Below are 21,729 nucleotides of genomic sequence, written 5' to 3'. Positions count from 1 at the left end.
CTCGGGCACTCCCCGACACGCCTCGCGGGCACCGCGGGCGGGCTGCACCAGGGCGGGCATGGTGCCCGGGTCCGCCGTCGCGCCGCCGGTGGGCGAGGCGGCGGGGGTCGCTCCGACCTTCACCTCTTCGGCGCCCTTGTGCGGGAGCCGGCGGCGGCCGGGGCCGGTGCGGGGCGGTCGCCCGCTCGGGGCGGCGCTCGCGGCCGCGGTGCCGCTCGCGGTCGGGCACCCGGGTGAGGCGCCGAACGCGGTGAGCCCCATCTTGGTGGTGAGGGCCACGGCCGCGCCGGCCGCGAGGACCAGTGCCACCGCGAGCGGGATGAACAATCGGAGCCGCCGCGGGTGGTTCGGGTCCTTCCAGTTCGACCTTTCCATGAACGACATTCGGTGTCCTCTCAGGAGACGGTGGGGGCGCGCGGCGTGTTCCGCGGCGGTCGTCCGATGACCTCGTTCAGGTCACGCTCGGCGGCGCGTCACCATTTCGTGGAGACTCGGTTCTGCAGGCCACCGGCGACGGGAGACTGCGAACCGGATGGGGTGGGTGTCGGGGTCGCGGTCGTCGGGGAGGCCGTCGGGGTCGGCGTCGTCACCCTGACCTTTCTGAGGAAGTGCCATCCGACCACGCCGATCCGGCCGTTGTCGGCGATGACCACGACGGTGCGCGGCGGGACGACGAGAGAGAAGGCGTGACGTCCCACGACCGCGATCAGCGTGGTCGGGCGGCGGACGGCGACGGTGACCCCCAGGACCCAGCGGTCGGTCGAGCGCAGAGTGCCGACGACGCGCCACCGATGCCCGATCTTCCGTAGGACCGCGACGGAGTGCCCCATCCGCACGTTGGTGACGGCGTAGCGGGAGGCCATCGCCACGGTCGCGGGTCTTTGTCGATGCCGGTCCGCATCGGAGGACCGGCTCGCGGCCTGGGCGGCGTCGCCGGAGGCCGTGCCGGTGTAGTGGCGGCTCTCGCTGACGTTGCGGGCCGCCGGTGTGGACGAGCCGTTCCCGATGACGGCGATCGCCGCGCCGGCGGTGGTGAGACCGGCCAGTGCCAGGCCGGTGACCTTCGTCGATGTCTTCACGGGGTCGCTCCTTCGTCCGTCGTACGCGGCCCGGCAGGGGCCGCCTGGATTGGACCTCGGTGCGTCGTCGCCCCCGTGAGAATCCGCGCTCACGCACCGGTGGTGCCGCTGAGGAATGTAGGGAGCGGCCGGTGCCCGCAGGGCCCATCGAGCCCCGTGTTCGAATCTCGTAATAATTCGCCGCCGCGCGGGCGACGCCGTCATCTCCGCGGTGACGGAACGGTCAGATGGCGCCGGGCAGGGATGCCTCGGGCACCAGGTCGATCAGGTCGGTGCAAACCTGGCGGGCGATCCGGTGGAAGTCCGTGACCAGGCCGCGGTCATCGCCACGGCGGCTGACCGCGGCCACCTCACACGGCTCCGCACCGAGAATGGGGAGGTACACCAGGCCGCCGATGTTCAGCGCGCGTTGGGTCGACGCCGCCACCGCCAGGGAGGCGTCCGGGGTGACCAGGGTGAAGTGCAGCGCCTCGCTGACCGTCTCCACCAGTTCACCGTGAAAGCGCGGCGTTTCACCGTTGCGATGGTCGGAGAACAGCCAGAAATCCTGGACGTGGCGCGGCATCATTGACATATCTGTCACCGTATGTGTACGCTCCGTGAGCGATCTGGGATGCCCGGTCTGGTACCGGCGTGCGGGGCCCCCGTTCCACCGGAGAGATGGTCCGGGGCCTCCCCGTGCGCCGTTGGCCGCACCGGTGCGACCAGGTCGCGAGGGAACCCGCCGCCTGGGAGCGGACCGCACGCGGGACGTGCGTCGCCGACCCGGGGATGAACGTGGGGGACCAGTGCGTTCAAGACCGTTCGGGGCGTGCCGCTGCGCGGGATCCACTCGTGCTCAGTGTTGAGGAACGGTTCCTGGAACAGCGTGGTCGCGATCAGGAAATCGGTGTCTATCGGCGGGCGCAGCAGAGCGACATCGACGACCGCCTCGCGCAGGGCGGTTTCGGCCTTGTGGGGTGGAAGGTCGACCAGTGTGAGTCGTACGGACGGATACCGCGCCGTGTCCGCCTCGAGGATCGGCTCGGTCAGTTCGGCGGCGCCGCCGAACTGACCGACCCGGACGGTGCTGGTCCGGTCGTTCGCCGCGGCCCGGACAGGTCCAGCGCGTGTGCCGCAGACCACAGAACGTTATCCGGAAATGGTGTCGATGGTCCTGCAGAGCGCATGGCTCGACGACCACTACACGCCCAGGGCGCTCGCTTAGGGTGAGCCGAGGCGTCACACGCCGTACGGCGCGGTGGACAGCGGAATCCGGACCTCGAAACGGCAGCCGCTATGGGTGTTGCGGACCTCCACCGCGCCCGAGTGCGCCTCGACGATGCCACGGACGATCGCCAGGCCCAGGCCCGCACCGGAGTCCGGCTCCGGCGTACGCGCGGCGGTCCCGCGCCACGCGACGTCGAAGACCCGGCCCAGGTCGTCCGGCGGGATGCCACCGCACGCGTCGGACACCGCCAGCACCGCATGGCGATCGAGCCGGCCCGCCTCGACGAGCACCGATCCGGTGGACGGCGTGTGCCGGATCGCGTTGACCACCAGGTTGGTCAAGGCCCGATTGAGTTCCCGGACGTCGGCCCGTACGACGACCGGCTCGCTGATCTCGGCGCCGAGCAGGACGCCCTGCGCGCGGGCCAGCGGATTGGTCCCGGCCACCGCCTGATCGACCAGGTCGGCGAGGGTGACCCACTCCAGGGACAGGGCGAGCGCCCCGGCGTGGATGCGCGACAGCATGAACAGGTCGTCGACCATCCCGGACAGGCGGTCGACGGCCAGGCGCATCTGCGTGTGATAGCGGGCCGGCTCCGGGGCCACGCCGTCCTCCAGCGCCTCCACCATCGCCCGCAGCCCCGCCAGCGGCGTCCGCAGGTCGTGCGAGACCCAGGCGACGAGTTCCCGGCGGGACCGTTCGAGGCTGCGCTCGCGCTCCCGGGCCCGGGCCAGCCGCTGGCTGGTGAGGCTGAGCTCCCTGCTCAGCTCGCCCATCTCCGCCGTCGAGAGGCTCCCGTCGGCACCCGGTGCGACTCCGTGCCCCAAGGCCCGCACCGCGCGGCGCAGCGTACGACTGTCGGCGACCATGGCGCGCGCCAGCAGCAGGGCCATGGCCGAGGTGACGACCCCGGCGGTGACGCAGACGGTCAGCACGACGCCGAAGTCCTCCGGGGAGATGAACATCTCCTCGGCCGCGACGAGCGTGCCCGTGATCATCGCCAGCACGCTGGCGACCACCAGGACGAACAGCGCGAGCCGCAGGGACCGGCCGCGCACCGCCCGCATGACCGCCATGCCCACGAGCCCGACCGCGGCGGCCGAGCCACCACCGAGCAGGATGACGCGCAGGCCGTCGCTCATGGGTTGTCCTCGGCGTCGGGGGTGTCGAGGGCGTCGGGGGCGTCGAAGCGGTAGCCGACGCCCCAGACCGTGGCGATGAGGCGGGGATGGTGCGGATCGTCCTCGATCTTCTCGCGGAGCCGCCGTACGTGGACCGTGACGGTCGACTCGTCGCCGAACTCCCAGCCCCAGACGTGCTGCAGCAGCTCGGTCCGGGTGAAGACCTGCCCGGGATGGTCGGCGAAGAAGCCGAGCAGATCGAACTCCCGGCTCGTCAGTGTCAGCGTTTCTCCGACCTTGACGGCGCGGCGGCCCGCGGCGTCGAGAGTGAGGTCGCCGATGGTCCGGATCTCGGGGACGGGGGGCGTCTCCTGCTCCTCCGGCGGGGCGGGATGCGCGCGGCGGAGCACCGACCGCGCCCGCAGGACGAGTTCCCGAGGGCTGAACGGCTTGGTCACGTAGTCGTCCGCCCCGAGTTCGAGCCCGCGCACCCGATCGCCCTCGGTGCCGCGCGCGGTCAGCATGATGACCGGGACCGGCCCGAGTTCGCGGATGCGGCGGTAGACCTCGAAGCCGTCGAGGCCGGGCAGCATCAGGTCGAGGACGACGAGGTCCGGGAGATGCGCCTCGGCCGACGCGACCGCCGACGGCCCGTCGGCGGCGCGGCGGACCCGAAGGCCCGCGCGGGTCAGGTACGCGGTGACCACTTCGGCCACCATGGGATCGTCGTCGACGACCAGAACCTCGGCATGGTTCTCCACGGTCGGGAGTGTAAGGACGAATCGCTCGAATGGCGGGCGATTCGCCCGACGCGGTCCAAGATCCCCGTCACCGCCGCACGCGCTGGGGCGTTACGAAGCCGAGTTCGGCCGTCCGGTCACCACGCGGGCTCCTCGGCTCGAAACAGCCCAGGAGCATACACGTTGACATTGGCGCATTCTAGAGTCCCGGGACCTATCTATACGGCCACGGAATGAGCCCTGAGTCCCTTTCTATTCGCCCGGCGATTTAGTTAATATCCGCCCAGATTCGGATCCCGAGAGAAAGGGTCAAGAGAGAGAAAGTATAGCGATCGGACCATGGTCGAGTGCCGCTTCAGCGACATCGACGAGGTCCAATTCACGCCCGAGGAGGCTGCACCATGGCACGTATTCCCGGAATCGGTTCGCAGGCCGCTCGCATCACGGCCATCTGCACGATCACAGCCTCGGCCACCTTGATCGGCGCCGGCTCGGCCAGCGCGGCGAGCAACCGCTTGCCGAATGGGAAGAAGCTCACGGCGGGACACTGCATCGTCGATGCCGCGAGCACGTCCAGACCAGCCAAGTTCTGCGTCGGAACGCACTACGACATCAACCTGTACTACAAGAAGAAGATCTGCTGGTCATGGCAGGCCAAGGGCCACCTCACCGGCCGGTCCGCGTTCGTCCGAGTCGCGAAGAACGGCGACGTGCAGTTCTATCAGTATTCCGGTGGGCGGCTCCTGTGGCACACCAAGACCACGAAGTACCGGGGTGCGGCCCTCGTCGTCGGCTCACACCTCTACGGGCAGGCGATCCTCGCCGTGGACACCGGACGTGCATTCTTCACGTTCAAGAGTTGCCACTGACGCGGGACCTCTGAGGTCGTGCTCATGCCGGCCGGGGGCGCCGGCACCCGCCGAGATCCGCTGTCAGGTCCCGCGCCGCCAGGTCATGGGCGTACGGCGCTCGCGACGGCGCTGAAGAGACCGCCCTCCACGGCGTAGCGGGCGAGGGCCGACCAACACGGTCGGAATACGACCGACGTTGATTGACGCGGCGCTATGTTTCCTTTCATGTCATCTCTCCAAGCGAAGGCCGCCTGCCTCGTCGTGCTCGCGTCCGCCGTGGCCACCGGCTGCAGCGGAGGCGGGTCCGAGAAGAACCCGCCCGGCGGGACGCTGACCCAGCAGGCGGCCACCGCGACGCGGGCCGTGACCAGCCTCGCGTTCTCCCTGCGCACCTCCAACGCTCCGCAGCTCAAGGTCGACAGCGCGGACGCGAAGCTGCTGCGCAACGGCAACGCCCAGGGCTCGGTCAAGACGATCCAGCTGGGCCTGCCGATCCAGCTGGACTTCGTGGTCCTCGGCAAGACGGTCCACCTGCGGGGCCTGACCGGAGGATGGCAGCAGCAGCCGCTGTCCCGGGTCGCGGGGATCTACGACCCCTCGGCCGTGCTCGACCCGAACCGCGGGCTCGTGCAGCTGCTGACCACCGCGAAGAACCCGAGCACGAAGGGCCGGCAGAAGGTCGCCGGGCAGGACTGCTACCGGGTCGACGCGACGCTCGCCCAGGCGCCGCTGTCCCGGCTGGTCCCGGGCATCTCGGCCGACACGCCCGCGGAGCTGTTCATCTCCAAGTCCGACCACCACGTGCTGAAGGCCGACGTGAAGGTGCCGCCCAAGAACGGCGGTAAGTCCGGCACGGCGACGGTCACCTTCACGGACTTCAACAAACCGTTCTCCATCACCGCACCGGCCCAGTGACCGCCATGGACTCGGGCGGCTCCCGGCGGCTCGCCCTCGGCGTCGGCGGCGTCGTCGTCCTGCTCGCCGCCATCGACGCGTACGTCGTGGTCACCGTCCTGGTGACGATGGTCGGCGATCTCGGCGTGCCGGTGAACCACATCGAGCACGCCAGCCTGGTCATCACGGCGTTCCTGCTCGGCTACGTCGCGGGCATGCCGTTGCTGGGGATGCTCTCGGACCGGTTCGGCCGCCGGATCATGGTGGAGGCCTGTCTGGCGGGGTTCGCGGTGGGGTCGGCCGTGACGGCACTCGCCGGCTCGCTGTCCGTGCTGATCGCCGGGCGTGGCCTGCAGGGGCTCGCCGGAGGGGCCTTGCTGCCGATCACGATGGCGCTGGCGGGTGACCTGTGGGACGAACGCCGTCGCCCGGCGATCCTCGGCGGCGTCGGCGCGCTGCAGGAGCTGGGCAGCGTGCTCGGGCCGCTGTACGGGGCGGGCGTGGCCGCCCTGATCGGCTGGCGCGGCATCTTCTGGACCAACATCCCGATCACGCTGCTGGCGATGGCGGCGGTGTGGTGGGCCGTGCCTCGCGGGCGCCCGTCCACCGCGACGCGCGTCGACGCCGTCGGCGGGCTGCTGCTCGCCGCCGGGCTGGGCCTGCTGGTCGCCGGTCTGTACAACCCGGATCCGCAGCGGTCCGCCCTGCCCTCATGGGGCGTGCCGTGTATCGCCGCGGGTGGCGTGGTGATCGCCGTGTTCGCGGCCTGGGAGACGCGTGCCCGGACCCGGCTGCTCGATCTGCGCGGTGCGCGGCGCGGCGGCCTGTTCGCCGTCCTGGGGGTGAGCCTGCTCTCCGGGGCGGCCCTGATGATCACGCTGGTCGACGTGCAGCTGATCGCGCAGACGCTCTTCGGCCGGAACTCCACCGGCGGCGCCGTCCTCCTCGCCCGTTTCCTCGTCCCCCTGGCGGTGGCCGCCCTGGCCGGAGGACTCCTGGCCCGGCGGGTCGCCGAACGCTGGATCGTCGCCGGAGGGATGCTCGTGGCCGCGGGCGGTTACGCCCGCATCGCCGCCTGGCCGCTCCGGGCCGAATCCGCCCACTACGACCTGGGGCTGTTCGCCGTCTCACGGGTGGACGCGGACCTGGCCATCGCCGGCCTGGGGCTGGGCCTGGTGATCGCGCCGCTGTCGTCGGTCGCGCTCCGCTCCGTCCCCGCCGTACGGCACGGCGTCGCGTCGGCCGCCGTCGTGGTCGCCCGGATGATGGGCATGCTGCTCGGCGTCGCGGGCCTGAGCGCGTGGGGCTTCTACCGCTTCCATGCGCTCACCGCGCACCTCGTCACGCCGTTGCCGCTCGGCGTATCGGCCAGGGAATTCGCCCGCCGCATGGCCGCCTACCTGGCCGCCGTGAAGTCCGCCCTGCACACCGAGTACGCCGACGTCTTCTGGGCGACGGCCGTGGTGTGCGTGGTCGCGGCCCTCCTCGGCCTCGCCGTCGGCGGCCCGGCTCCCGCGACGCCGGACGAGGAGCCCACCGAGGACCGGCCCGTCCCGGCCACCGCCGAACCACCATCCACCTGACCCGTACGGGCCGCCACCGAATCACCGTCCGTCCGGCCCGGACCCGTACGGGCCGCCGCCGAACCAGCGTCCGTCCGATCCGGACACGTCCCACACGGTCGGGTCACTCAGCCGAGCCGGTCAGGCGGCCGTCGTCCTGCTCCAGGACCGCCTCCGGCACCGAGGCCAGGCCGGTGCCCTTCACCCGATGGGCGTGGCCGAACAGCGTGTCGAAGTTGACGGCGTACCGGTCCTCCAGAGCCCCGTCCGCGATGGTGATCATCGCTTCGTCGTGCCCGTGGAAGCCGACGTCCGTGTAATTGTTGCTGCCGGTGAAGACGACCTTCTGCCGCTTGCCCTGGTAGCCGCCGTCGATCAGCAGGTACTTCGAGTGCGCGTAGACGCGGGCGTTCTCCGACAGGTAGCGGATCTCCGGGCCGCCGTTCCGGCCTTTCGATTTCGTCATGCGGCGCGCCGCCCGCCGGCCGATCCGGTCGAACACCACCTGCACGCGGCAGCCCTCGTCGTCGAGCTTCCACAGCCGCTGGGCGATCGGCGCCCACGTGAAGTGGCCCAGGCTGAGCCGGAGACGCGTGCCGCCCGCGCACGACACCTTGTCGAGGGCGTCGCTGATCGGGTCGCCCTTCGCCCAGGGGAAGAAGTCGATCCGGTACGGCCCCGACTGGACGGCGCGGTGGTAGTCGGCGGTGGCGTGCTGGGCGGCGAGGTCGTTGAAATAGCGCAGGTAGCCGGCACGGACGCCCGCGTCCTCGATGATCAGCGCGTCGTTCCACTGGGTGTCGCGAGCACCGTCGGTCGCGTTGGCCGAGGTCTGCACCACCACGTCCCGCGTTCCCAGCGTCGAGGAGAACAGGAAGAACTTGTTGTGGTTGAAACTCGGCCCGATGCAGCCGCGGTCGCGACGGCACACGACGACCCACGACCGTTTGCGGGTGTTGTGCCCCAGGCGGCGAAGCGTGCGGTACGCGGCGTACGCCGTGGACTCGTGGTCCAGCACCACCTGGACGTGGACGCCTCGGCGATTCGCGGCCACCAGCTGCGCGGCCGTGTCCAGGCTGGCGAAGTGGTATATCGCGATGGTGATCGTCTGCCCGGAGGGTGTCCCGGCGATCAGGCGGCCGATCTGGTCGGCGATCGCGTCCCGCTTCGCGGAGCCGCCCTGCGGGGAGTTGAAGATCGGCCCGGTACGGATGGCGTGCGCTCCGTCGTTCCGGGGGTCTCCGGCCGCCGGCCGGACGACGGCCGCCGGGGACCCCGCGGTCGCCGCGAGCGCGGCCCCACCCGAGACGACGGTTCCGACGGTCACCACACAGGCAGCGGCAGCCGCCTCCATCACCGAGATCGCCACAGTTTCTCCTGCACACGGGGGATCTTGAGCGAATAAATGTCGCAAATGCGCTCAAGTGCCGCAGATCGTACAAGAGGTCACCGCGCGTCATCGAGGGTCAGAACCGGACATAAAGGTAAAAACTTCCGGCCGGCCCTCGGGTGGAGGCGGATGCTCACGCACCCGCCGCGTCAGGCGGTGATCGCGTCATAGGCGGCCAGCACGATGCCGAGCGCCCGGGTGTAGCCGTCGTCCCACAGGATCTGGTTCATCACGTACGACACCGTCATCCGGTGGTCGAAGTCGACGAGCGCCACGGAGCCGCCCCACCCGCCCCACGAGCACGTGTGGTTCTCAAGCCGGTAGCCCATGCCCCAGCGGATCGGCATGCCCAGGATGCGGTCCTCACCGCGGTACTGCTCCTCGAAGACACGCTCGCATCCGGCCTCCGACAGCAGGCGTACGCCACGCGCGACACCCCCGCACGCCAGCACCGACTGCACGGCTCCGACGGAGCGAGCGTTGCCGAACCCGCCGATGGCGGGCAGCTCAGCGCGCCGCCAGGCAGGCGTGTTGGCGTCGGACACCCCGACCAGGAATCCTTCCGGCCTGTCCCCTTCGGGCGCGGGGATCAGCGGAGCGACCCGATCATCGTGCTCGGCCGGCAGCCCGATGTGGAAGTCGGCCTCCAGCGGTCCGGCCACTTCCTCGGCGAAGAACGCGCCGGGGCTGCGCCCGGTGACGCGACGGACGACCTCACCGACCAGGAAGCCGAAGGTGATCGAGTGATAGCCGGCCTCGGTGCCCGGCTCCCACTGCGGGGCCTGCTCGGCCAGCCGCGCCGTGACGGTCGTCCAGTCGTACAGGTCCGCCGCCGTGATCGGCTCATCCCAGGTCGGCAGGCCCGCGGTATGACCGAGCAGGTGCCGCACCCGCACGTCCTGCTTTCCCGCGGCCGCGAACTCGGGCCAGTAGCGGGCGACCGGCGCGTCCAGATCCAGCTCGCCGCGGTCGGCCAGGATCAGTGCGCACAGCGCCGTCATCGTCTTGGTAGTGGACCAGACGTTGGCGATGGTGTCGCGCTCCCACGGCACGGTACGGGCCGCGTCGGCGTACCCGCCCCAGATGTCGACGACCGGCTCACCGTCGACGAAGACCGCCGCCGAGGCGCCCACGTCATCGGCGTCCAGCGAGGCCGCCAGCGTCTCTGCCACCTTGCCGAACCGGCCGTCGCATCGGCCCTGAATGTCCGCCATGAGGCGCAACGTAACCCGGACCAGAACGACCGAGCCAACCATTTTTTCTCGAGCATGTCGAGAACGTGGGAGTGGCTCCGACTCTCCGGTGACGGCGCCCGATGGAGGCGCCGCGGTCAGCGGAGGAGCGCGCCATGCGGAAGATCATTTACTGGGTTCACACGTCGATCGACGGCCACATCGCCGGGCCCAACGGGGAGTTCGACTGGCCGGCCGTCGGGCCGGAGTTGTTCGGGTACTCCGAGGCGATGAACGAGCAGGTCGACACGCTCTTGTACGGGCGCGTCGTGTGGGAGATGTTCGCCGCCCACTGGCCGACGGCCGACGCCGACCCCGCCACGGCCGACGACCACGCCAAGGTGTTCGCGCCGTTCTGGCGGCGGACCCAGAAGATCGTGGTATCCCGGACGCTGGAGGAGGCCGGCTGGGGCGCCCGCGTCATCGGGAAGAACCTCGCCGAGGAGGTCGCGGAGCTGAAGCGGCGGCCGGGCAAGGACATTCTGCTGACCGGCGGCGCGGAGGTCGCGGCCTCGCTGACCGAACTCGGCCTGCTCGACGACTACTGCATCGTCGTCCACCCTGTCGTCCTCGGCGGCGGACAGCGACTGTTCCTGGAGCCGAAGGACCGCATCGGCATGACGCTCGTCGGCTCGCGCACGTTCGATTCGCAGACCGTCCTCCTCCGGTACGAACGCCGAAGGTGACCAGGAGCCGGACCGCCCGCAGCCGGTGGTCCGGCTCCGCGTACCCATCGGTGGCGGTCCGTGTCAGGGGTGCCGTGCCGCAGGAAATGCCCCGGGCAGGCTTCCAGACCACGACAGCGGCTCGAAACGGTGTCACCGGCCGAACGTGATGTCCGATTCCCGCCAGCGTTGAGGGCTTACGCCCCCGGACGATGTACGTCTGACAAGGATGGAGGGATCCATGGAGCGAGAGTTCTCCGAGGTACTGAGGCGGGGGTATGAGCATGCGTCCCGCTGGCAGGCGTCCGTCGCTGAGCGACCGGTCTTTCCGTCGGTCGATCCGGCTGAGCTACGGAGCTTGCTGGATGCCGGGAAGGTTCCGGAGCGCGGCGAGGACGCGGTCACGGTGCTGGATGTCCTTGCGCGGGTCGGCGAACTCGGTTCGACGGCGAGCGCGGGGCCGCGGTACTTCGGATATGTCATAGGGTCGTCGCTACCGGTGGCCGTGGCAGCCGACTGGCTGGTCAGTGCCTGGGACCAGAACGCGACGCTGTACTCGTGCGGTCCGGCGGTGTGTGTCATCGAGGACGTTTGCGCAGACTGGCTGGTCGATCTGCTCGGCCTGCCGCACCAGACCTCGGTGGGGTTCACGACGGGCACCCAGATGGCCGCGTTCACGGGTTTGGCCGCAGCGCGGCACCACCTACTGGCCGCGCACGGGTGGGATGCCGAAGCGGACGGGCTGTGGGGAGCGCCGCGTATTCCGGTGATCGCCAGCGCACAGCGTCACGCGTCCATCGACCGTGCGCTGCGCTACCTGGGCATGGGTGCACGGGTGCGGCCGGTCGCGTGCGACGCGAACGGCGCCGTCGTCCTCGGCGCGTTGGCGGAGGCACTGGACGAGGTCGAGCGACCGCCGATCGTGTGCGTCCAGGCGGGGAACATCAACACCGGCGCCGTGGATCCGCTCGCCGAGGTGTGCGAACTCGTCCACGCGCGGGACGGCTGGGTCCATGTCGATGGGGCGATCGGCCTGTGGGCGCTCGCCAGCGCCGAACACCGCCACGTGCTGCGCGGCGCGGGGCTGGCCGACTCGTGGACCACGGACGCGCACAAGTGGCTGAACGTTCCCTTCGACTGCGGTGTCGCCTTCGTCGCGCACCCGGAGGCTCACGCGGCCGCGCTGCGGATCACCGCGGACTATCTGGAGGTCTCCGAACGGCGGGATCAGATCAACACTGTGCCTGAGTGGTCGCGGCGCGCCCGCTCTGTCCCGCTCTACGCCGCCATGCGGGCGCTGGGGAGGTCGGGGGTGGCCGACCTGATCGACCGGAACATCGCGAACGCCCGGCATATGGCGGCTCGGCTGTCCGCCGAACCTGGCGTCGAGATCCTCAACGACGTGGTCCTCAACCAAGTCCTCGTCCGGTTCACCGCGCCGAATCATGACGCCGACCTACTGACCAGAGAGGTGATCCGGCGAGTCCAGGACGAGGGTACGTGCTGGCTGAGCGGGTCCACCGTCGACGATCGGACCGTCATGCGGGTGTCCGTCTGTTCGTGGCTGACCTCGACCGACGACATCGACCGGGGCGCGGACGCCATCGTCCGATGCCTCCGAGAGGCGACCGCGTGATGCTCGCGGGCAGGAGCATGAGTAACCGGGATGTGGCCTTGTCCGCGACGACAGGAGGGCGCACGCTCGGTCCATGAGAAGCGGATGTTCATGCGGGCACGGATCCAGCTGCTCCTGCGCCAAGGGGTGCTCCTGCGGCTGCAACGGCTGACCTCTACCGGCTCAGGACGGTCGGCCGTGGTCCCCTGACGCGGGGACCACGACCGACGGGGCTACACCGAGGCCACGGCGATGTGCGGGCGGCCGGTGATGGGGTGCGGGCCGATGTGGGCGCGGACGCCGAAGACCTGGGCGATCAGTTCCGGGGTGAGGACCTCCAGTGGCGGCCCGTGACCGATGATCCGGCCCTGCTCCAGCACGACGACGCGGTCGCCGTACGCGGCGGCGTGGTCCAGGTCGTGGAGTGCCGCGAGCAGTGTCAGGCCCAGGTCCCGGACGAGGTCCAGCAGGTCCAGCTGGGCGCGGACGTCCAGGTGGTTGGTGGGCTCGTCCAGGACCAGCAGCGGCGCCTGCTGCGCCAGGGCGCGGGCCAGCAGCACGCGCTGGCGTTCGCCGCCGGACAGGGTCGAGAACGGCCGGCCCGCCTCCCCGTCCATGCCGACCCGTTCGAGGGAGGTGCGGACGACGGCGCGGTCGGTGTCGTTCTCCCGGTCGAGGAGGCCCTTGTACGGTCCCCGGCCCATCGTGACGACCTCGGCGACGGACAGTTCCGCGTCGACGTCGCCGTGCTGGGTCACGACCGCCCGGCGGCGGGCGGCCTGGCGGGCGCGCATCGTCCACAGGTCCTCCCCGTCCAGGGAGATGACGCCGGCCGTCGGCCGCAATGCGCGGTAGACCGTGCGCAGCAACGTCGACTTCCCGCTGCCGTTCGGGCCGACCAGGGCGACGAACTCGCCCGGCTCGGCGGTCAGCTCGACGTCGGACAGGATGGGGCGGCTGTCGACCCGTGCCGACAGGCCCGCGATCCGGAGCCGCATCAGCCCCTCCCCCCGGCCCGGCGCCGCAGCAGCCACAGGAAGAACGGCACGCCCACGGCGGTGGTGAAGATCCCGATCGGGAGCTCTTCCGGCCGGTCCACCGTGCGTGACGCCAGGTCGACCACGACGAGGAACACCGCGCCCAGCAGCAACGCCACCGGCAGCAGGCGCCGGTGGTCGCCGCCGACGATGAACCGGGCCATGTGCGGGACCATCAGCCCGACGAAGGCGATCCCGCCGGCCACGCTGACCACCGTGGCCGTCAGCAGCGACCCGACGACGAGCAGCGTGACGCGCAGCGCCTGCACCGGGACGCCGAGCCCGGCCGCGGCGTCGTCGCCGGCGGACAGCGCGTTGAGGCTGCGCGTCTGCAGGAGCAGGTACGCGACGCACACCGCGATCACGGCGGCGGGCAGGACGAGCGCGTGCCAGGTGCCGCCGGCCACGCTGCCCATCAGCCAGAACATCAGCCCCTGCAGCTGCGTCGGGTCGAGCTGGAGCTGGACGTAGCTCGTCACCGCTGAGCACAGGTAGCCGACGGCGACCCCCGCCAGCACCAGGCGTGAGTCCAGCAGGCGGCCGGCGCGCTGGGCCAGTAGGTAGACCAGCAGCACGCTGAACAGCGCGGTGGCGAACGCCGCACCGGTGACCCCTAGGCCGCCCAATGCCGTCGTGCCCAGCGCGGCGACCAGGACGGCACCGAGCGAGGCGCCCGAGGAGACCCCCAGGACGTACGGGTCGGCGAGCGGGTTGCGGACGAGCGCCTGGAAGGTGACGCCGGCCACGCTCAGGCCGGCGCCGGCGCACGCCGCGAGCAGCACCCGCGGCGTGCGGATGTCCCAGACGACCTGGTCGCGCAGGGGATCGATCCCTCCGGTCCGGCCCGTCAGATGGGCTCCGATCACCCGCCACACCGCACCGACCGGCAGCGTCACCGAGCCGATCGAGATCGCCACCATCGACGCCACGAGCAGGGCGAGGGCGAGTCCGCCGATCAGCACGCCGGTCGCGGGGCCGGAGACCGGATGGGCTCGGTCGAGACGGTCAGGCATCGGGGTGGATCACCTTCGCGAACTTCTCGACGGCCCAGGCGTTCATCGGCCCCAGATACGCGCCGTCCGAGACGACCGTGTACGTGCGGGTCTTCGACGCCTGCCACTGCGGATAGGCGGCGAACAGACGCTCGGCCTCTTCGGCGGGTTTCTCGGTCGGGGTGAAGGCTCCGACGACCAGGACGTCGACCTGGGCGGTGGCCAGTTGCTCCTTGTCGAGGGTGCGTGTCGTGTCCTCGGACCGTCCGGCGAAGGAGTTCGCCCCGCCCGCGGCCTTGATGACGTCGTCGTAGATGCCACCGGTCATGATCGCGGGCAGGCCGTTGGCGTTCATCATCGACATCCCCGGATAGGCGATGAGCACCTTCCGCGGCGGCTTCCCGGCCACCTTCGCCCGGACGGCCCGCACACGGGCGCGAAGCGCGCCGACCGTCTGCGCGGCCTTGACCTGCACGTCGAAGATCCGCCCGAGCAGCGTCATGAACCGGAACGACGACTCGATCGACGCGTGCCGCCACGCCTCCTTCTCCGCCGGAGACGCGTCCGGTTTGCCGTTCGCGCAGTTGACGGGGTTGACGAGCGAGTTGATGCCCGCCGCCGCGAGCCGTTCGCGGGTCGCGAAGCCGTTGCGGGCGTCGAACCCGCCGGACCAGGTGGAGACCACCAGGTCGGGCCGTGCCGCCAGCACCTGCTCGGCGGGGACGTCGAAGTTCTTGTTCATCGTCAGGCCCCGGGTGGGCAGCGCCTTGATGGCGGCGACCATGGACGGGTCGTCCGACACCCCGTAGTGCTGGACGTTCGCCAGGATGGGGCGGGTCAGACCGAGCATGATGAAGCTCTCGACCTCCCCCACCGACGTGCCATTGAGGATCAGCACCCGGCTCGGCGGGCGGGTGAACCTCACCTTCTGCCCGCAGTTGTCGACGGTCAGCGGATAGGAGGTCCTGCGGGGCGCGGCGTCGTCCGGCGCGGACGCGCCGGATCGTACGGGCTCGGTGCCGCAGCCGGCGGCGGTCACGACGACCGCCGCGGTCAACGCGGCGAGCGTCTTGGTGGCCCGTCCAGGTCGGGTCGTCGACGGGCTCGACGCTCGTGCCAGGGCACGCGGAAAAGACATGTTGCTCCTCGGAAGGACATGCGGATGGAACACGCCGCCCCGACCCGGTAGGCGCCGCATGGCGGGGCCCGGCGCGGCGGTCGCCGATCCGGCCGGCGACGAGCGCGGGCACCACGCCTGCCGCGCCGTGCGCCGCGCAGGGCGCACCCGCGCACGACCGACCCCGTGCGAGGCCCGGGTGTGACCGCGCTCGAGTGCCTGACGTGGGAACGCCGAAACGCCGCGAAGCGGTGTCCGACGCGGACGCAGGGGCGACCGGGTGGACGCCGCGCGTCGTCGGGACGGGCGGTGATCAGATGAGGGCGTTCGCGGGAACGCCGAGGTTCCGAGGAGGGCCGCGTCGCACGAGGACGTGCCGGAGTGCGGCCATGACGGGCGGGGTGTCGTCGTCGCGGCGGCACGGTCCGGCGGGCGGGCGCGGGGGCGTGCGGAGGTCCGCGTGTGCCAGCAGGACCAGCGCCCGCAGCGTACGGCCGAGGAGGGACTCGCCGAGTGCGCTCAGCGCGCGCCAGAGGGCGCGTTCGCCGACGTACAGCCACAGGGCGACGAGCATTCCGGCGACCGCGTGGGCGCCGAGCATGCCGAGCCCGGCCGACGCGCCGTGCCGTACGGGCGGGGGCGCGCCGACGACATGATGTACGCCGCCGTGCATGGTCATGACGAAATGCCCGGGGGTGGAGGGCGTGGCCCAGGTGAACCACTGGTGCAGGCAGGCCTGCGCGACCTCGACGGCCAGGACGATCCACCAGGCCGACCGCCGCCGATCGGCGAGGCAGTAGCCGACCGCCGTGACGACGGGCAGGGCGATCCAGCCGGCCCAGGCGGGGGCCGGCCGGGCGGCCATCATGTCGTGCCCGGCCATGGACAGCACGACGCACACCGAGGCGAAGACCCCGGCGCGCATCAGACGGAACCACCCAGGCGGACGCAATGACCTCACCGACTACTACGGCGTGTAGTACACGGAGACTACACCGCGGACGATCAAGGCACGCGGCCGAGACGTCAGGCGAGCCAGCCGTTGACGCGCGCTCGATGGAGGGCCTGGCGGGCCTCGGCGCTGTCGAGCATCTCCAGACCCCGGATCGCCCAGAACCGCAGCGACTCGTCCTCGCTGTCGAGCTGATCCGCCAGGACCGTCAGAGCCCCCGGAGACCGGGCCTCGGCGATGAGCTCGAGGAGCAGGCCGCGCAGGTCGTCGTCGTGCTCCTGGCCGAACGCCGTGACGATCTCGTCGACGTACGTGTCGGAGTGCTCGCGCAGGAAGTCGAAACCCTGCGCCCGGAGCGCCGGATCCGGGCTCCGCATCGACTCCAGGGCCCGTGCAACGCGCTGGTTCGCCATCAGGTCTTCCTACCACCGTGGGTTCGGGAACGCACCGCATCGTAGAGGTCCCCTCCGACGGTCTCACCACCGCCCGGCCGGCTCGGGCAGGGGCGGGCATCGCGCATCATGGAGGGGTGACTGGGGCGGTGGACGACGGCGGACTTCACATCAGGCCGGGTGGCGCGGGCGGAGCGGCGATTCTCGGCGCGGATCCGGCGTTCGGCACCGCTTTCGCGATGCTGGTCGACCTGGTCGCCGACGGCGATGTGGTGGTCCTGAGCGGGGCCGGGCTGTCCACCGAGTCCGGCATCCCGGATTACCGGGGTGAGACCGGTCGTCAGCGGAGTGCCACCCCGATGACATACCAGACCTTCGTCGGCAGCGAGGCGGCCCGGCGGCGCTACTGGGCGCGCAGCCACCTGGGCTGGCGGCACGTCGCGCGGGCCGCGCCCAACGACGGTCACCGCGCGGTGGCCGAGTTCCAGCGGCGCGGACTGCTGGCCGGGGTCATCACCCAGAACGTCGACGGCCTGCACCAGGACGCCGGCGCGCGGGACGTCATCGAGCTGCACGGCAGCCTCGACCGCGTCGTCTGCCTCGCGTGCGGGCGGCGCACGCCGCGCGAGGAGCTCGACGAGCGCCTGCGCGCGGCCAACCCCGGTTGGGACGCCGAGGCCAGCGTGATCAATCCCGACGGTGACGCGGTGCTGGACGACGACCGTATCGACTCCTTTCGTACCGTCGACTGTCGGGACTGCGGCGGGGTGCTCAAACCGGACGTCATCTTCTTCGGCGAGAACGTCCCGCGCCCGCGGGTCGAGGACTGTTACGCGCTGACCGAGCGGGCCGGCACCCTCCTCGTCCTCGGGTCCTCGCTGACCGTCATGTCGGGGTACCGGTTCGTGCGTCGCGCCGCCGAGCGGTCCATCCCGGTCGCGATCGTCAACCAGGGCGTCACGCGGGGCGACGCCGAGGCGCTGTTGACCATGGACGCCCCGCTGGGCACGACGCTCACCGCGCTCCTCGCCGAGCTGACCCCTCGCCCGTGAACCTCACGAGGGCAGGCGCATCTTCTTGAGGAAGATCGGGAGCAGCCACGGCCGCCGGCCCCAGACGACGACCTTCCCGGTCAGCGCGGCCCGCGCGCGGCTGACCCGGCCGAAGAGCATGAGGGCCAGGGTCGCCGGGTCGTAGAACAGGCGTACGTCGTCGTCGGGCCGTGGCGCCGCCAGCGAGACCTGACCACGGTCCAGGACCATCGTCACGGGCGTGGTGTACCGGGAACGGAACTCCACGGCGACGCGCCGGTCCGAGATGGGTCTGTCGGTGTCGAGCAGGTGCCCCGAGCCGTAACGCGTCACTCCCACGAGGAAGATCTCGAAGAACTGGGCGGCGTCGGCCGGGTCGATCTCCCACCGAACGCCGGTGGCACGAGCGACGTCGCGGCCGTGGATCAGCAGTTCGTTGGTCAGATGAGCGAACACGCCGGCGACCGGGATCCGCGCCCCGCCGAGCCAGGGCAGCGGCTCGTCGGGGTCGTGGTCGGCGGTGGACGACAGGATGCGGTCGATGTCCTCCGTCAGCCGCCCGGCGAGGGTCGGCACGTCCCGTTCGGTGAACTCCCGCAGCGTCACGTCGTTGAAATCCGCGACGGTCTCCACCCTGGCCGTCTCGAAGATCTCATGCGCCTTCGGGAAGGGGAACGGCTCGGAGGTCACCAGCTTGGTGTTCATCAAGGCGATGACGGCCACGTGCGCGGCGGTGTCCGCGACGGACCAGTCCGCCGTCGCCATCGCCCGCGGCTCGCTCGTGCGGACCAGTCGTGTGAACCGGTCCCCCGCCGCGCGCAGGGTCTCGCGCGCGGCCTTCCATTGCGCATCGGTGATGGTCACAGGCCGGTCCTACCTTTCAAGCGGGTCGGATCTGGGGTCAGCGGGCTCGGGCCGCGCAGCAGGACCTCGACCATCTCGCTCATCAGCCGTCCCGTCTCGAGGCGGTAGCGGAAGAGGCCGAGGATCCGCGGCGAGTCGTTGCCCAGTTCGATGTACGGCATGCATACCTCCTGAGAATGGGATGGCTGGGGGCGTACCGCAATGGTCGTGACGGTTCGCGGGTCCTCGGCGGGCCGTGCGTGACGCCGACGCCCTCGACGATCTCGTCGAGGGCGGCGAAGGCCCGCGCGAGGTCGGCCCAGTCGACGACTCCCCCGCCGGTGATCGGATGTTCGGGGTCGTGGCCGAGCAGGGACCCGGCGACGTTCTCACCGAGCCACGCGCCGGGATGCCAGCCCTCTACGGGTGAGCGATGATGCGAGTATGACGATGATCGCCGACCGGCTACGAGAAGGCCGCGACCTCTTACGACGTGGCGCGTGGGCCGAGGCCCGCAGGGTCTTCACCGTCGCACTCGAGGCGTCGGACGACCCGGTGCGCCTGGCTCAGCGCCGCCGGTGACCGGGGCCGGCGAACGCGGTGAGCACGCCGAGCCCGAGATACACGGCGCTCGTCACGTACCGCTGCCTGCGCCGGAACGCCCGGCTGCCGCGCAGCCGGTGCCCGAGCGAGCCGGCGGCGAGGGCGTACGCGAAGTCGGAGGCCAGCCCGATCAGAGCCGTCACGAGCCCCATGACGACGATCTGGACGGGCACCGCGCCCGCCTGCTCGTCCACGAACTGCGGCAGGAACGCCAGGAAGAAGAGGATCACTTTCGGGTTGAACAGGTTGACCAGGACGCCGTCGAGATAGACACGCCGGAGCGGCCGCGGCTCGAGCACCAGGCCCTCGTCGTCGCCGCGGCGCAGGGTCCGCACGGCGAGGTAGACGAGGTAGGCCGCCCCGGCGTACCGCACCGCGCCGAACGCCGTCGCCGAGGCGGCCACCAGCGCGGACAGGCCGGCTGCCGCGGCGAGGACGTGCACCAGCGTCCCGGTCTCGACGCCGAGCGCCGAGGCGATGCCCGCACGGCGTCCTTCGCCGACGCTCCGCGTCGTGATGTAGAGATGGTTCGGTCCGGGGACGGCGACGAGGGTGAGCGCCGCCAGCAGGAACAGGAGGGGATGGGTCACCGTCCGTACGCTAGATCTGGTGTCGGGCCCGGCCCCAGGTCCAATCGCCCTCGCGGAACATGGACCATCCTCACTCGCCGTACGCCTCAGGATGCGCCGGTCCGTCACGGCCGGGGACCGCTCATCCCGCATCCGGTCCCGCCGCGATCGCGTCGCCTGAGATGATCAATAGGATCCGACGACGCGGGAGGAACCGCCGTGAACGACGCGTTCGATATCACCTGGCGCGGTTACGACCGCCGCCAGGTCGACGAGTACCTCCGGCGCCTGGCCGACGACCCCACGGGCACGCCCCGGCCCACCTTCGACGTCGTACTGCGCGGCTACGACCGACGGCAGGTGGACCGGTACCTCGCCGAGGGCGACCGCCCGGATGACGGCGGGCCGATGGCGAGCTTCTTCGGCTCCTGAGCGCGGACGGCGGGCACCCGTCCGGCCGGTCAGGTCGACGTCGGGGTGGTGGTCTCCCGCGCGGAGGCGTGGGCGTACGCGCCGCCGAGGATGTTCGCGCGGCCCCACGCGCCGAGGGGGGCGAGCGCGGCGTTGAGCGAGACGCCGAGCGCGGTCAGCGAGTACTCCACGTGGGGCGGTACCTCGTCGTACGCCTCACGGTGCACGATGCCGTCCTCCTCGAGCTCCCGCAGGTGCGAGGCGAGCACCTTCTCCGTGATACCGGGCAGGTTCCGTCGCAGTTCGCCGAACCGGCACGGCCGCTCGTTGAGCGCCCAGAGGATCAGCACCTTCCACTTCCCGCCGATGACGTCCATGGCGGCGTCGATGCCGCACACGTAGCTACCGGGCCTGCGTACGGTCGCCAACTCCATCTCTCCTGCCTGCTCGCTTACCTCGCGGTCACCACGCACTTCGAAGTGCGTACTTGATCGTTTCGGGCCCTGCGCACCAGCCTAACCAGCATGAACTCGGAAAAGACTCCTGTCACTCTTCTCGGGCTGGGCACGATGGGCACCGCGCTGGCCCGTGCGTGGCTCGCCGCCGGGCATCCGCTCACCGTGTGGAACCGCACGGCGGCCCGGGCCGAACCACTGGCCGCCGACGGGGCGACGGTCGCGGCGACCGCCGCCGAGGCGGTTGCCGCAGGCCGCCTCGTGGTGGTCTGCCTGCTCGACGACGCCTCGGTCGCCGAGGCGCTGGCCGACGCCGACCTGACGGGCAAGGACCTGGTCGACCTCACCACGGGCACTCCGGACCAGGCTCGGGACCGGGCCGCGTGGGCGCGGGCCCGCGGCGCCCGCTTCCTGGACGGCGGGATCATGGCGGTCCCGCCGATGATCGGAGCTCCGGGCTCCGGGGCGTACGTGTTCTACAGCGGATCCCGGCCGCTGTTCGAGGCCCACCGCGACACCCTGGCCGTTCCGGCCGGCACGGTGTACGTCGGAGAGGATCCCCGCCTGGCGGCCCTGCACGACGTGGCGCTGCTGAGCGCGATGTACGGGATGTTCGCCGGGGTCGCGCACGCGTTCGCGCTGGTCCGGGAGGAGGACGTCGCTCTGAAGGACTTCGCGTCCCTGCTCGCGGGCTGGCTGACCGCCATGACGGCGTCCGTGCGCGGGACCGCCGACCATCTGGAGAGCGGCGACTACACCAGTGGCGTCGTCTCCAACCTCGCCATGCAGGTCGCGGGGACGGCGACGCTGCTGCGCACGGCCGACGAGCAGAGCGTCAGCCCGGAACTGCTCACGCCGTACCTCGACCTGATGAAGCGCCGCCTCGCCGACGGCCACGGCGACGAGGGCACGACGGGCGTCATCGACCTGCTCGGACGCCGTACGGACCGGGCCGGCTGACGGCCGCC

At 71.1% G+C, this 21,729-nt stretch carries 27 protein-coding genes; 10 read left to right on the top strand and 17 right to left on the bottom strand.

Translation table 11 applies throughout. The annotated features are described in order from the left end of the window. The 6 genes from AB0I04_RS39830 to AB0I04_RS39805 form a co-directional block, all read right to left on the bottom strand. The coding region (locus AB0I04_RS39830; RefSeq protein WP_360897167.1) for a hypothetical protein at window positions 1-384 on the bottom strand (384 nt) is incomplete at its 3' end. Between the two features lie 89 nt (window positions 385-473). Further along, on the bottom strand, window positions 474-1,079 hold the full coding sequence (locus tag AB0I04_RS39825; RefSeq protein ID WP_360897165.1) for a hypothetical protein: 606 nt from the start codon (window positions 1,077-1,079) through the stop codon (window positions 474-476). A 223-nt stretch (window positions 1,080-1,302) separates the two neighbouring features. Then, the gene (locus tag AB0I04_RS39820) at window positions 1,303-1,653 is read right to left on the bottom strand and encodes a hypothetical protein (protein ID WP_360897163.1); all 351 of its coding nucleotides are present in this window, start codon (window positions 1,651-1,653) and stop codon (window positions 1,303-1,305) included. Window positions 1,654-1,658: 5 nt separating this feature from the next. Beyond that, window positions 1,659-2,204 carry a LysR substrate-binding domain-containing protein gene (locus tag AB0I04_RS39815; protein WP_360897161.1) on the bottom strand — a complete coding sequence of 182 codons (546 nt, stop codon included), beginning with the start codon at window positions 2,202-2,204 and terminating at the stop codon, window positions 1,659-1,661. Window positions 2,205-2,300: 96 nt separating this feature from the next. Continuing rightward, the gene (locus tag AB0I04_RS39810) at window positions 2,301-3,431 is read right to left on the bottom strand and encodes a HAMP domain-containing sensor histidine kinase (RefSeq protein WP_360897159.1); all 1,131 of its coding nucleotides are present in this window, start codon (window positions 3,429-3,431) and stop codon (window positions 2,301-2,303) included. Next, window positions 3,428-4,171, bottom strand: a complete 744-nt coding sequence (locus AB0I04_RS39805; protein ID WP_360897157.1) for a response regulator transcription factor — start codon at window positions 4,169-4,171, stop codon at window positions 3,428-3,430. Before AB0I04_RS39805 ends, AB0I04_RS39810 begins: the two co-directional genes overlap by 4 nt. Window positions 4,172-4,551: 380 nt before the next feature. On the opposite strand from AB0I04_RS39805, the gene AB0I04_RS39800 reads away from it, so the two are divergent. The 3 genes from AB0I04_RS39800 (at window position 4,552) to AB0I04_RS39790 (ending at window position 7,478) form a co-directional block, all read left to right on the top strand. Continuing rightward, on the top strand, window positions 4,552-5,019 hold the full coding sequence (locus tag AB0I04_RS39800; RefSeq protein WP_360897155.1) for a hypothetical protein: 468 nt from the start codon (window positions 4,552-4,554) through the stop codon (window positions 5,017-5,019). A gap of 207 nt (window positions 5,020-5,226) precedes the next feature. Beyond that, a complete protein-coding gene (locus AB0I04_RS39795) occupies window positions 5,227-5,916 on the top strand; it encodes an LppX_LprAFG lipoprotein (RefSeq protein WP_360897153.1) in 690 nt (229 codons plus the stop codon). Between the two features lie 5 nt (window positions 5,917-5,921). Further along, window positions 5,922-7,478: an MFS transporter gene (locus AB0I04_RS39790; RefSeq protein WP_360897151.1), complete on the top strand. Its 1,557-nt coding sequence runs from the start codon at window positions 5,922-5,924 to the stop codon at window positions 7,476-7,478. A gap of 103 nt (window positions 7,479-7,581) precedes the next feature. Here the strand turns inward: AB0I04_RS39790 and AB0I04_RS39785 are convergent, their stop codons facing one another. After that, window positions 7,582-8,826, bottom strand: a complete 1,245-nt coding sequence (locus AB0I04_RS39785; RefSeq protein WP_360897149.1) for a phospholipase D-like domain-containing protein — start codon at window positions 8,824-8,826, stop codon at window positions 7,582-7,584. A 170-nt stretch (window positions 8,827-8,996) separates the two neighbouring features. After that, window positions 8,997-10,061, bottom strand: a complete 1,065-nt coding sequence (locus AB0I04_RS39780) for a serine hydrolase domain-containing protein (RefSeq protein ID WP_360897147.1) — start codon at window positions 10,059-10,061, stop codon at window positions 8,997-8,999. A gap of 134 nt (window positions 10,062-10,195) precedes the next feature. Between AB0I04_RS39780 and AB0I04_RS39775 the strand changes: the two genes are divergently transcribed. Together AB0I04_RS39775 and AB0I04_RS39770 are read left to right on the top strand one after the other, a co-directional pair. Then, window positions 10,196-10,765, top strand: coding sequence for a dihydrofolate reductase family protein (locus tag AB0I04_RS39775; RefSeq protein WP_360897145.1), 570 nt, complete (start codon window positions 10,196-10,198; stop codon window positions 10,763-10,765). Window positions 10,766-10,973: 208 nt separating this feature from the next. After that, window positions 10,974-12,380, top strand: a complete 1,407-nt coding sequence (locus AB0I04_RS39770; protein WP_360897143.1) for an aminotransferase class V-fold PLP-dependent enzyme — start codon at window positions 10,974-10,976, stop codon at window positions 12,378-12,380. 212 nt (window positions 12,381-12,592) lie between these two features. Here the strand turns inward: AB0I04_RS39770 and AB0I04_RS39765 are convergent, their stop codons facing one another. The 5 genes from AB0I04_RS39765 to AB0I04_RS39745 all read right to left on the bottom strand — a co-directional run bounded on the left by AB0I04_RS39765 (window position 12,593) and on the right by AB0I04_RS39745 (window position 16,870). Further along, window positions 12,593-13,357, bottom strand: coding sequence for an ABC transporter ATP-binding protein (locus AB0I04_RS39765; protein WP_360897141.1), 765 nt, complete (start codon window positions 13,355-13,357; stop codon window positions 12,593-12,595). After that, the gene (locus tag AB0I04_RS39760; protein ID WP_360897139.1) at window positions 13,357-14,409 is read right to left on the bottom strand and encodes an iron ABC transporter permease; all 1,053 of its coding nucleotides are present in this window, start codon (window positions 14,407-14,409) and stop codon (window positions 13,357-13,359) included. Before AB0I04_RS39760 ends, AB0I04_RS39765 begins: the two co-directional genes overlap by 1 nt. Next, on the bottom strand, window positions 14,402-15,526 hold the full coding sequence (locus AB0I04_RS39755) for an ABC transporter substrate-binding protein (protein WP_360897137.1): 1,125 nt from the start codon (window positions 15,524-15,526) through the stop codon (window positions 14,402-14,404). The genes AB0I04_RS39760 and AB0I04_RS39755 overlap by 8 nt, the downstream gene beginning before the upstream one ends. 292 nt (window positions 15,527-15,818) lie before the next feature. Continuing rightward, a complete protein-coding gene (locus tag AB0I04_RS39750) occupies window positions 15,819-16,430 on the bottom strand; it encodes a hypothetical protein (protein ID WP_360897135.1) in 612 nt (203 codons plus the stop codon). A 101-nt stretch (window positions 16,431-16,531) separates the two neighbouring features. Continuing rightward, window positions 16,532-16,870, bottom strand: coding sequence for a HEAT repeat domain-containing protein (locus tag AB0I04_RS39745; protein ID WP_360897133.1), 339 nt, complete (start codon window positions 16,868-16,870; stop codon window positions 16,532-16,534). A gap of 218 nt (window positions 16,871-17,088) precedes the next feature. Here AB0I04_RS39745 and AB0I04_RS39740 point away from each other — a divergent pair, with 218 nt between their 5' ends. Continuing rightward, a complete protein-coding gene (locus AB0I04_RS39740) occupies window positions 17,089-17,901 on the top strand; it encodes an NAD-dependent protein deacetylase (protein ID WP_360897183.1) in 813 nt (270 codons plus the stop codon). Window positions 17,902-17,904: 3 nt separating this feature from the next. On the opposite strand, the gene AB0I04_RS39735 is transcribed toward AB0I04_RS39740, so the two are convergent. Both AB0I04_RS39735 and AB0I04_RS39730 read right to left on the bottom strand, forming a co-directional pair. Next, window positions 17,905-18,744, bottom strand: coding sequence for a maleylpyruvate isomerase family mycothiol-dependent enzyme (locus AB0I04_RS39735; RefSeq protein ID WP_360897131.1), 840 nt, complete (start codon window positions 18,742-18,744; stop codon window positions 17,905-17,907). Further along, window positions 18,741-18,905, bottom strand: a complete 165-nt coding sequence (locus tag AB0I04_RS39730) for a hypothetical protein (RefSeq protein WP_360897129.1) — start codon at window positions 18,903-18,905, stop codon at window positions 18,741-18,743. The genes AB0I04_RS39735 and AB0I04_RS39730 overlap by 4 nt, the downstream gene beginning before the upstream one ends. Before the next feature lie 74 nt (window positions 18,906-18,979). Between AB0I04_RS39730 and AB0I04_RS39725 the strand changes: the two genes are divergently transcribed. Together AB0I04_RS39725 and AB0I04_RS39720 are read left to right on the top strand one after the other, a co-directional pair. Beyond that, a complete protein-coding gene (locus AB0I04_RS39725; RefSeq protein WP_360897127.1) occupies window positions 18,980-19,153 on the top strand; it encodes a hypothetical protein in 174 nt (57 codons plus the stop codon). Window positions 19,154-19,167: 14 nt separating this feature from the next. After that, on the top strand, window positions 19,168-19,305 hold the full coding sequence (locus AB0I04_RS39720; protein WP_360897125.1) for a hypothetical protein: 138 nt from the start codon (window positions 19,168-19,170) through the stop codon (window positions 19,303-19,305). On the opposite strand, the gene AB0I04_RS39715 is transcribed toward AB0I04_RS39720, so the two are convergent. Next, entirely contained in the window at window positions 19,290-19,916 is a 627-nt protein-coding gene (locus AB0I04_RS39715) for a LysE family translocator (RefSeq protein ID WP_360897123.1), read from the bottom strand. The two genes, AB0I04_RS39720 and AB0I04_RS39715, sit on opposite strands and share 16 nt — an antisense overlap. Window positions 19,917-20,114: 198 nt before the next feature. Between AB0I04_RS39715 and AB0I04_RS39710 the strand changes: the two genes are divergently transcribed. Then, window positions 20,115-20,327 carry a DivIVA domain-containing protein gene (locus AB0I04_RS39710; RefSeq protein WP_360897121.1) on the top strand — a complete coding sequence of 71 codons (213 nt, stop codon included), beginning with the start codon at window positions 20,115-20,117 and terminating at the stop codon, window positions 20,325-20,327. 29 nt (window positions 20,328-20,356) lie between these two features. On the opposite strand, the gene AB0I04_RS39705 is transcribed toward AB0I04_RS39710, so the two are convergent. Further along, window positions 20,357-20,734, bottom strand: coding sequence for a helix-turn-helix domain-containing protein (locus AB0I04_RS39705; RefSeq protein ID WP_360897181.1), 378 nt, complete (start codon window positions 20,732-20,734; stop codon window positions 20,357-20,359). Between the two features lie 96 nt (window positions 20,735-20,830). Here AB0I04_RS39705 and AB0I04_RS39700 point away from each other — a divergent pair, with 96 nt between their 5' ends. Then, entirely contained in the window at window positions 20,831-21,721 is an 891-nt protein-coding gene (locus tag AB0I04_RS39700; RefSeq protein WP_360897119.1) for an NAD(P)-binding domain-containing protein, read from the top strand. Window positions 21,722-21,729: the final 8 nt, after the last annotated feature.

Source organism: Actinoallomurus sp. NPDC050550 (genome assembly GCF_040655075.1).
GTDB lineage: Bacteria > Actinomycetota > Actinomycetes > Streptosporangiales > Streptosporangiaceae > Actinoallomurus.
The sequence above is the reverse complement of the archived record's forward strand: the minus strand, read 5'-3'. Positions and strand labels throughout refer to the sequence as shown.

What these genes read in the sequence shown, in the direction of transcription:
- AB0I04_RS39820 (WP_360897163.1), bottom strand. Translation starts at nt 1,653, where the DNA reads ATGTCAATGATGCCGCGCCACGTCCAGGATTTCTGGCTGTTCTCCGAC.
- AB0I04_RS39810 (WP_360897159.1), bottom strand. Translation starts at nt 3,431, where the DNA reads ATGAGCGACGGCCTGCGCGTCATCCTGCTCGGTGGTGGCTCGGCCGCC.
- AB0I04_RS39800 (WP_360897155.1), top strand. Translation starts at nt 4,552, where the DNA reads ATGGCACGTATTCCCGGAATCGGTTCGCAGGCCGCTCGCATCACGGCC.
- AB0I04_RS39795 (WP_360897153.1), top strand. Translation starts at nt 5,227, where the DNA reads ATGTCATCTCTCCAAGCGAAGGCCGCCTGCCTCGTCGTGCTCGCGTCC.
- AB0I04_RS39790 (WP_360897151.1), top strand. Translation starts at nt 5,922, where the DNA reads ATGGACTCGGGCGGCTCCCGGCGGCTCGCCCTCGGCGTCGGCGGCGTC.
- AB0I04_RS39780 (WP_360897147.1), bottom strand. Translation starts at nt 10,061, where the DNA reads ATGGCGGACATTCAGGGCCGATGCGACGGCCGGTTCGGCAAGGTGGCA.
- AB0I04_RS39775 (WP_360897145.1), top strand. Translation starts at nt 10,196, where the DNA reads ATGCGGAAGATCATTTACTGGGTTCACACGTCGATCGACGGCCACATC.
- AB0I04_RS39770 (WP_360897143.1), top strand. Translation starts at nt 10,974, where the DNA reads ATGGAGGGATCCATGGAGCGAGAGTTCTCCGAGGTACTGAGGCGGGGG.
- AB0I04_RS39765 (WP_360897141.1), bottom strand. Translation starts at nt 13,357, where the DNA reads ATGCGGCTCCGGATCGCGGGCCTGTCGGCACGGGTCGACAGCCGCCCC.
- AB0I04_RS39760 (WP_360897139.1), bottom strand. Translation starts at nt 14,409, where the DNA reads ATGCCTGACCGTCTCGACCGAGCCCATCCGGTCTCCGGCCCCGCGACC.
- AB0I04_RS39755 (WP_360897137.1), bottom strand. Translation starts at nt 15,526, where the DNA reads ATGTCTTTTCCGCGTGCCCTGGCACGAGCGTCGAGCCCGTCGACGACC.
- AB0I04_RS39750 (WP_360897135.1), bottom strand. Translation starts at nt 16,430, where the DNA reads ATGCGCGCCGGGGTCTTCGCCTCGGTGTGCGTCGTGCTGTCCATGGCC.
- AB0I04_RS39745 (WP_360897133.1), bottom strand. Translation starts at nt 16,870, where the DNA reads ATGGCGAACCAGCGCGTTGCACGGGCCCTGGAGTCGATGCGGAGCCCG.
- AB0I04_RS39740 (WP_360897183.1), top strand. Translation starts at nt 17,089, where the DNA reads ATGCTGGTCGACCTGGTCGCCGACGGCGATGTGGTGGTCCTGAGCGGG.
- AB0I04_RS39730 (WP_360897129.1), bottom strand. Translation starts at nt 18,905, where the DNA reads ATGCCGTACATCGAACTGGGCAACGACTCGCCGCGGATCCTCGGCCTC.
- AB0I04_RS39720 (WP_360897125.1), top strand. Translation starts at nt 19,168, where the DNA reads ATGACGATGATCGCCGACCGGCTACGAGAAGGCCGCGACCTCTTACGA.
- AB0I04_RS39700 (WP_360897119.1), top strand. Translation starts at nt 20,831, where the DNA reads ATGAACTCGGAAAAGACTCCTGTCACTCTTCTCGGGCTGGGCACGATG.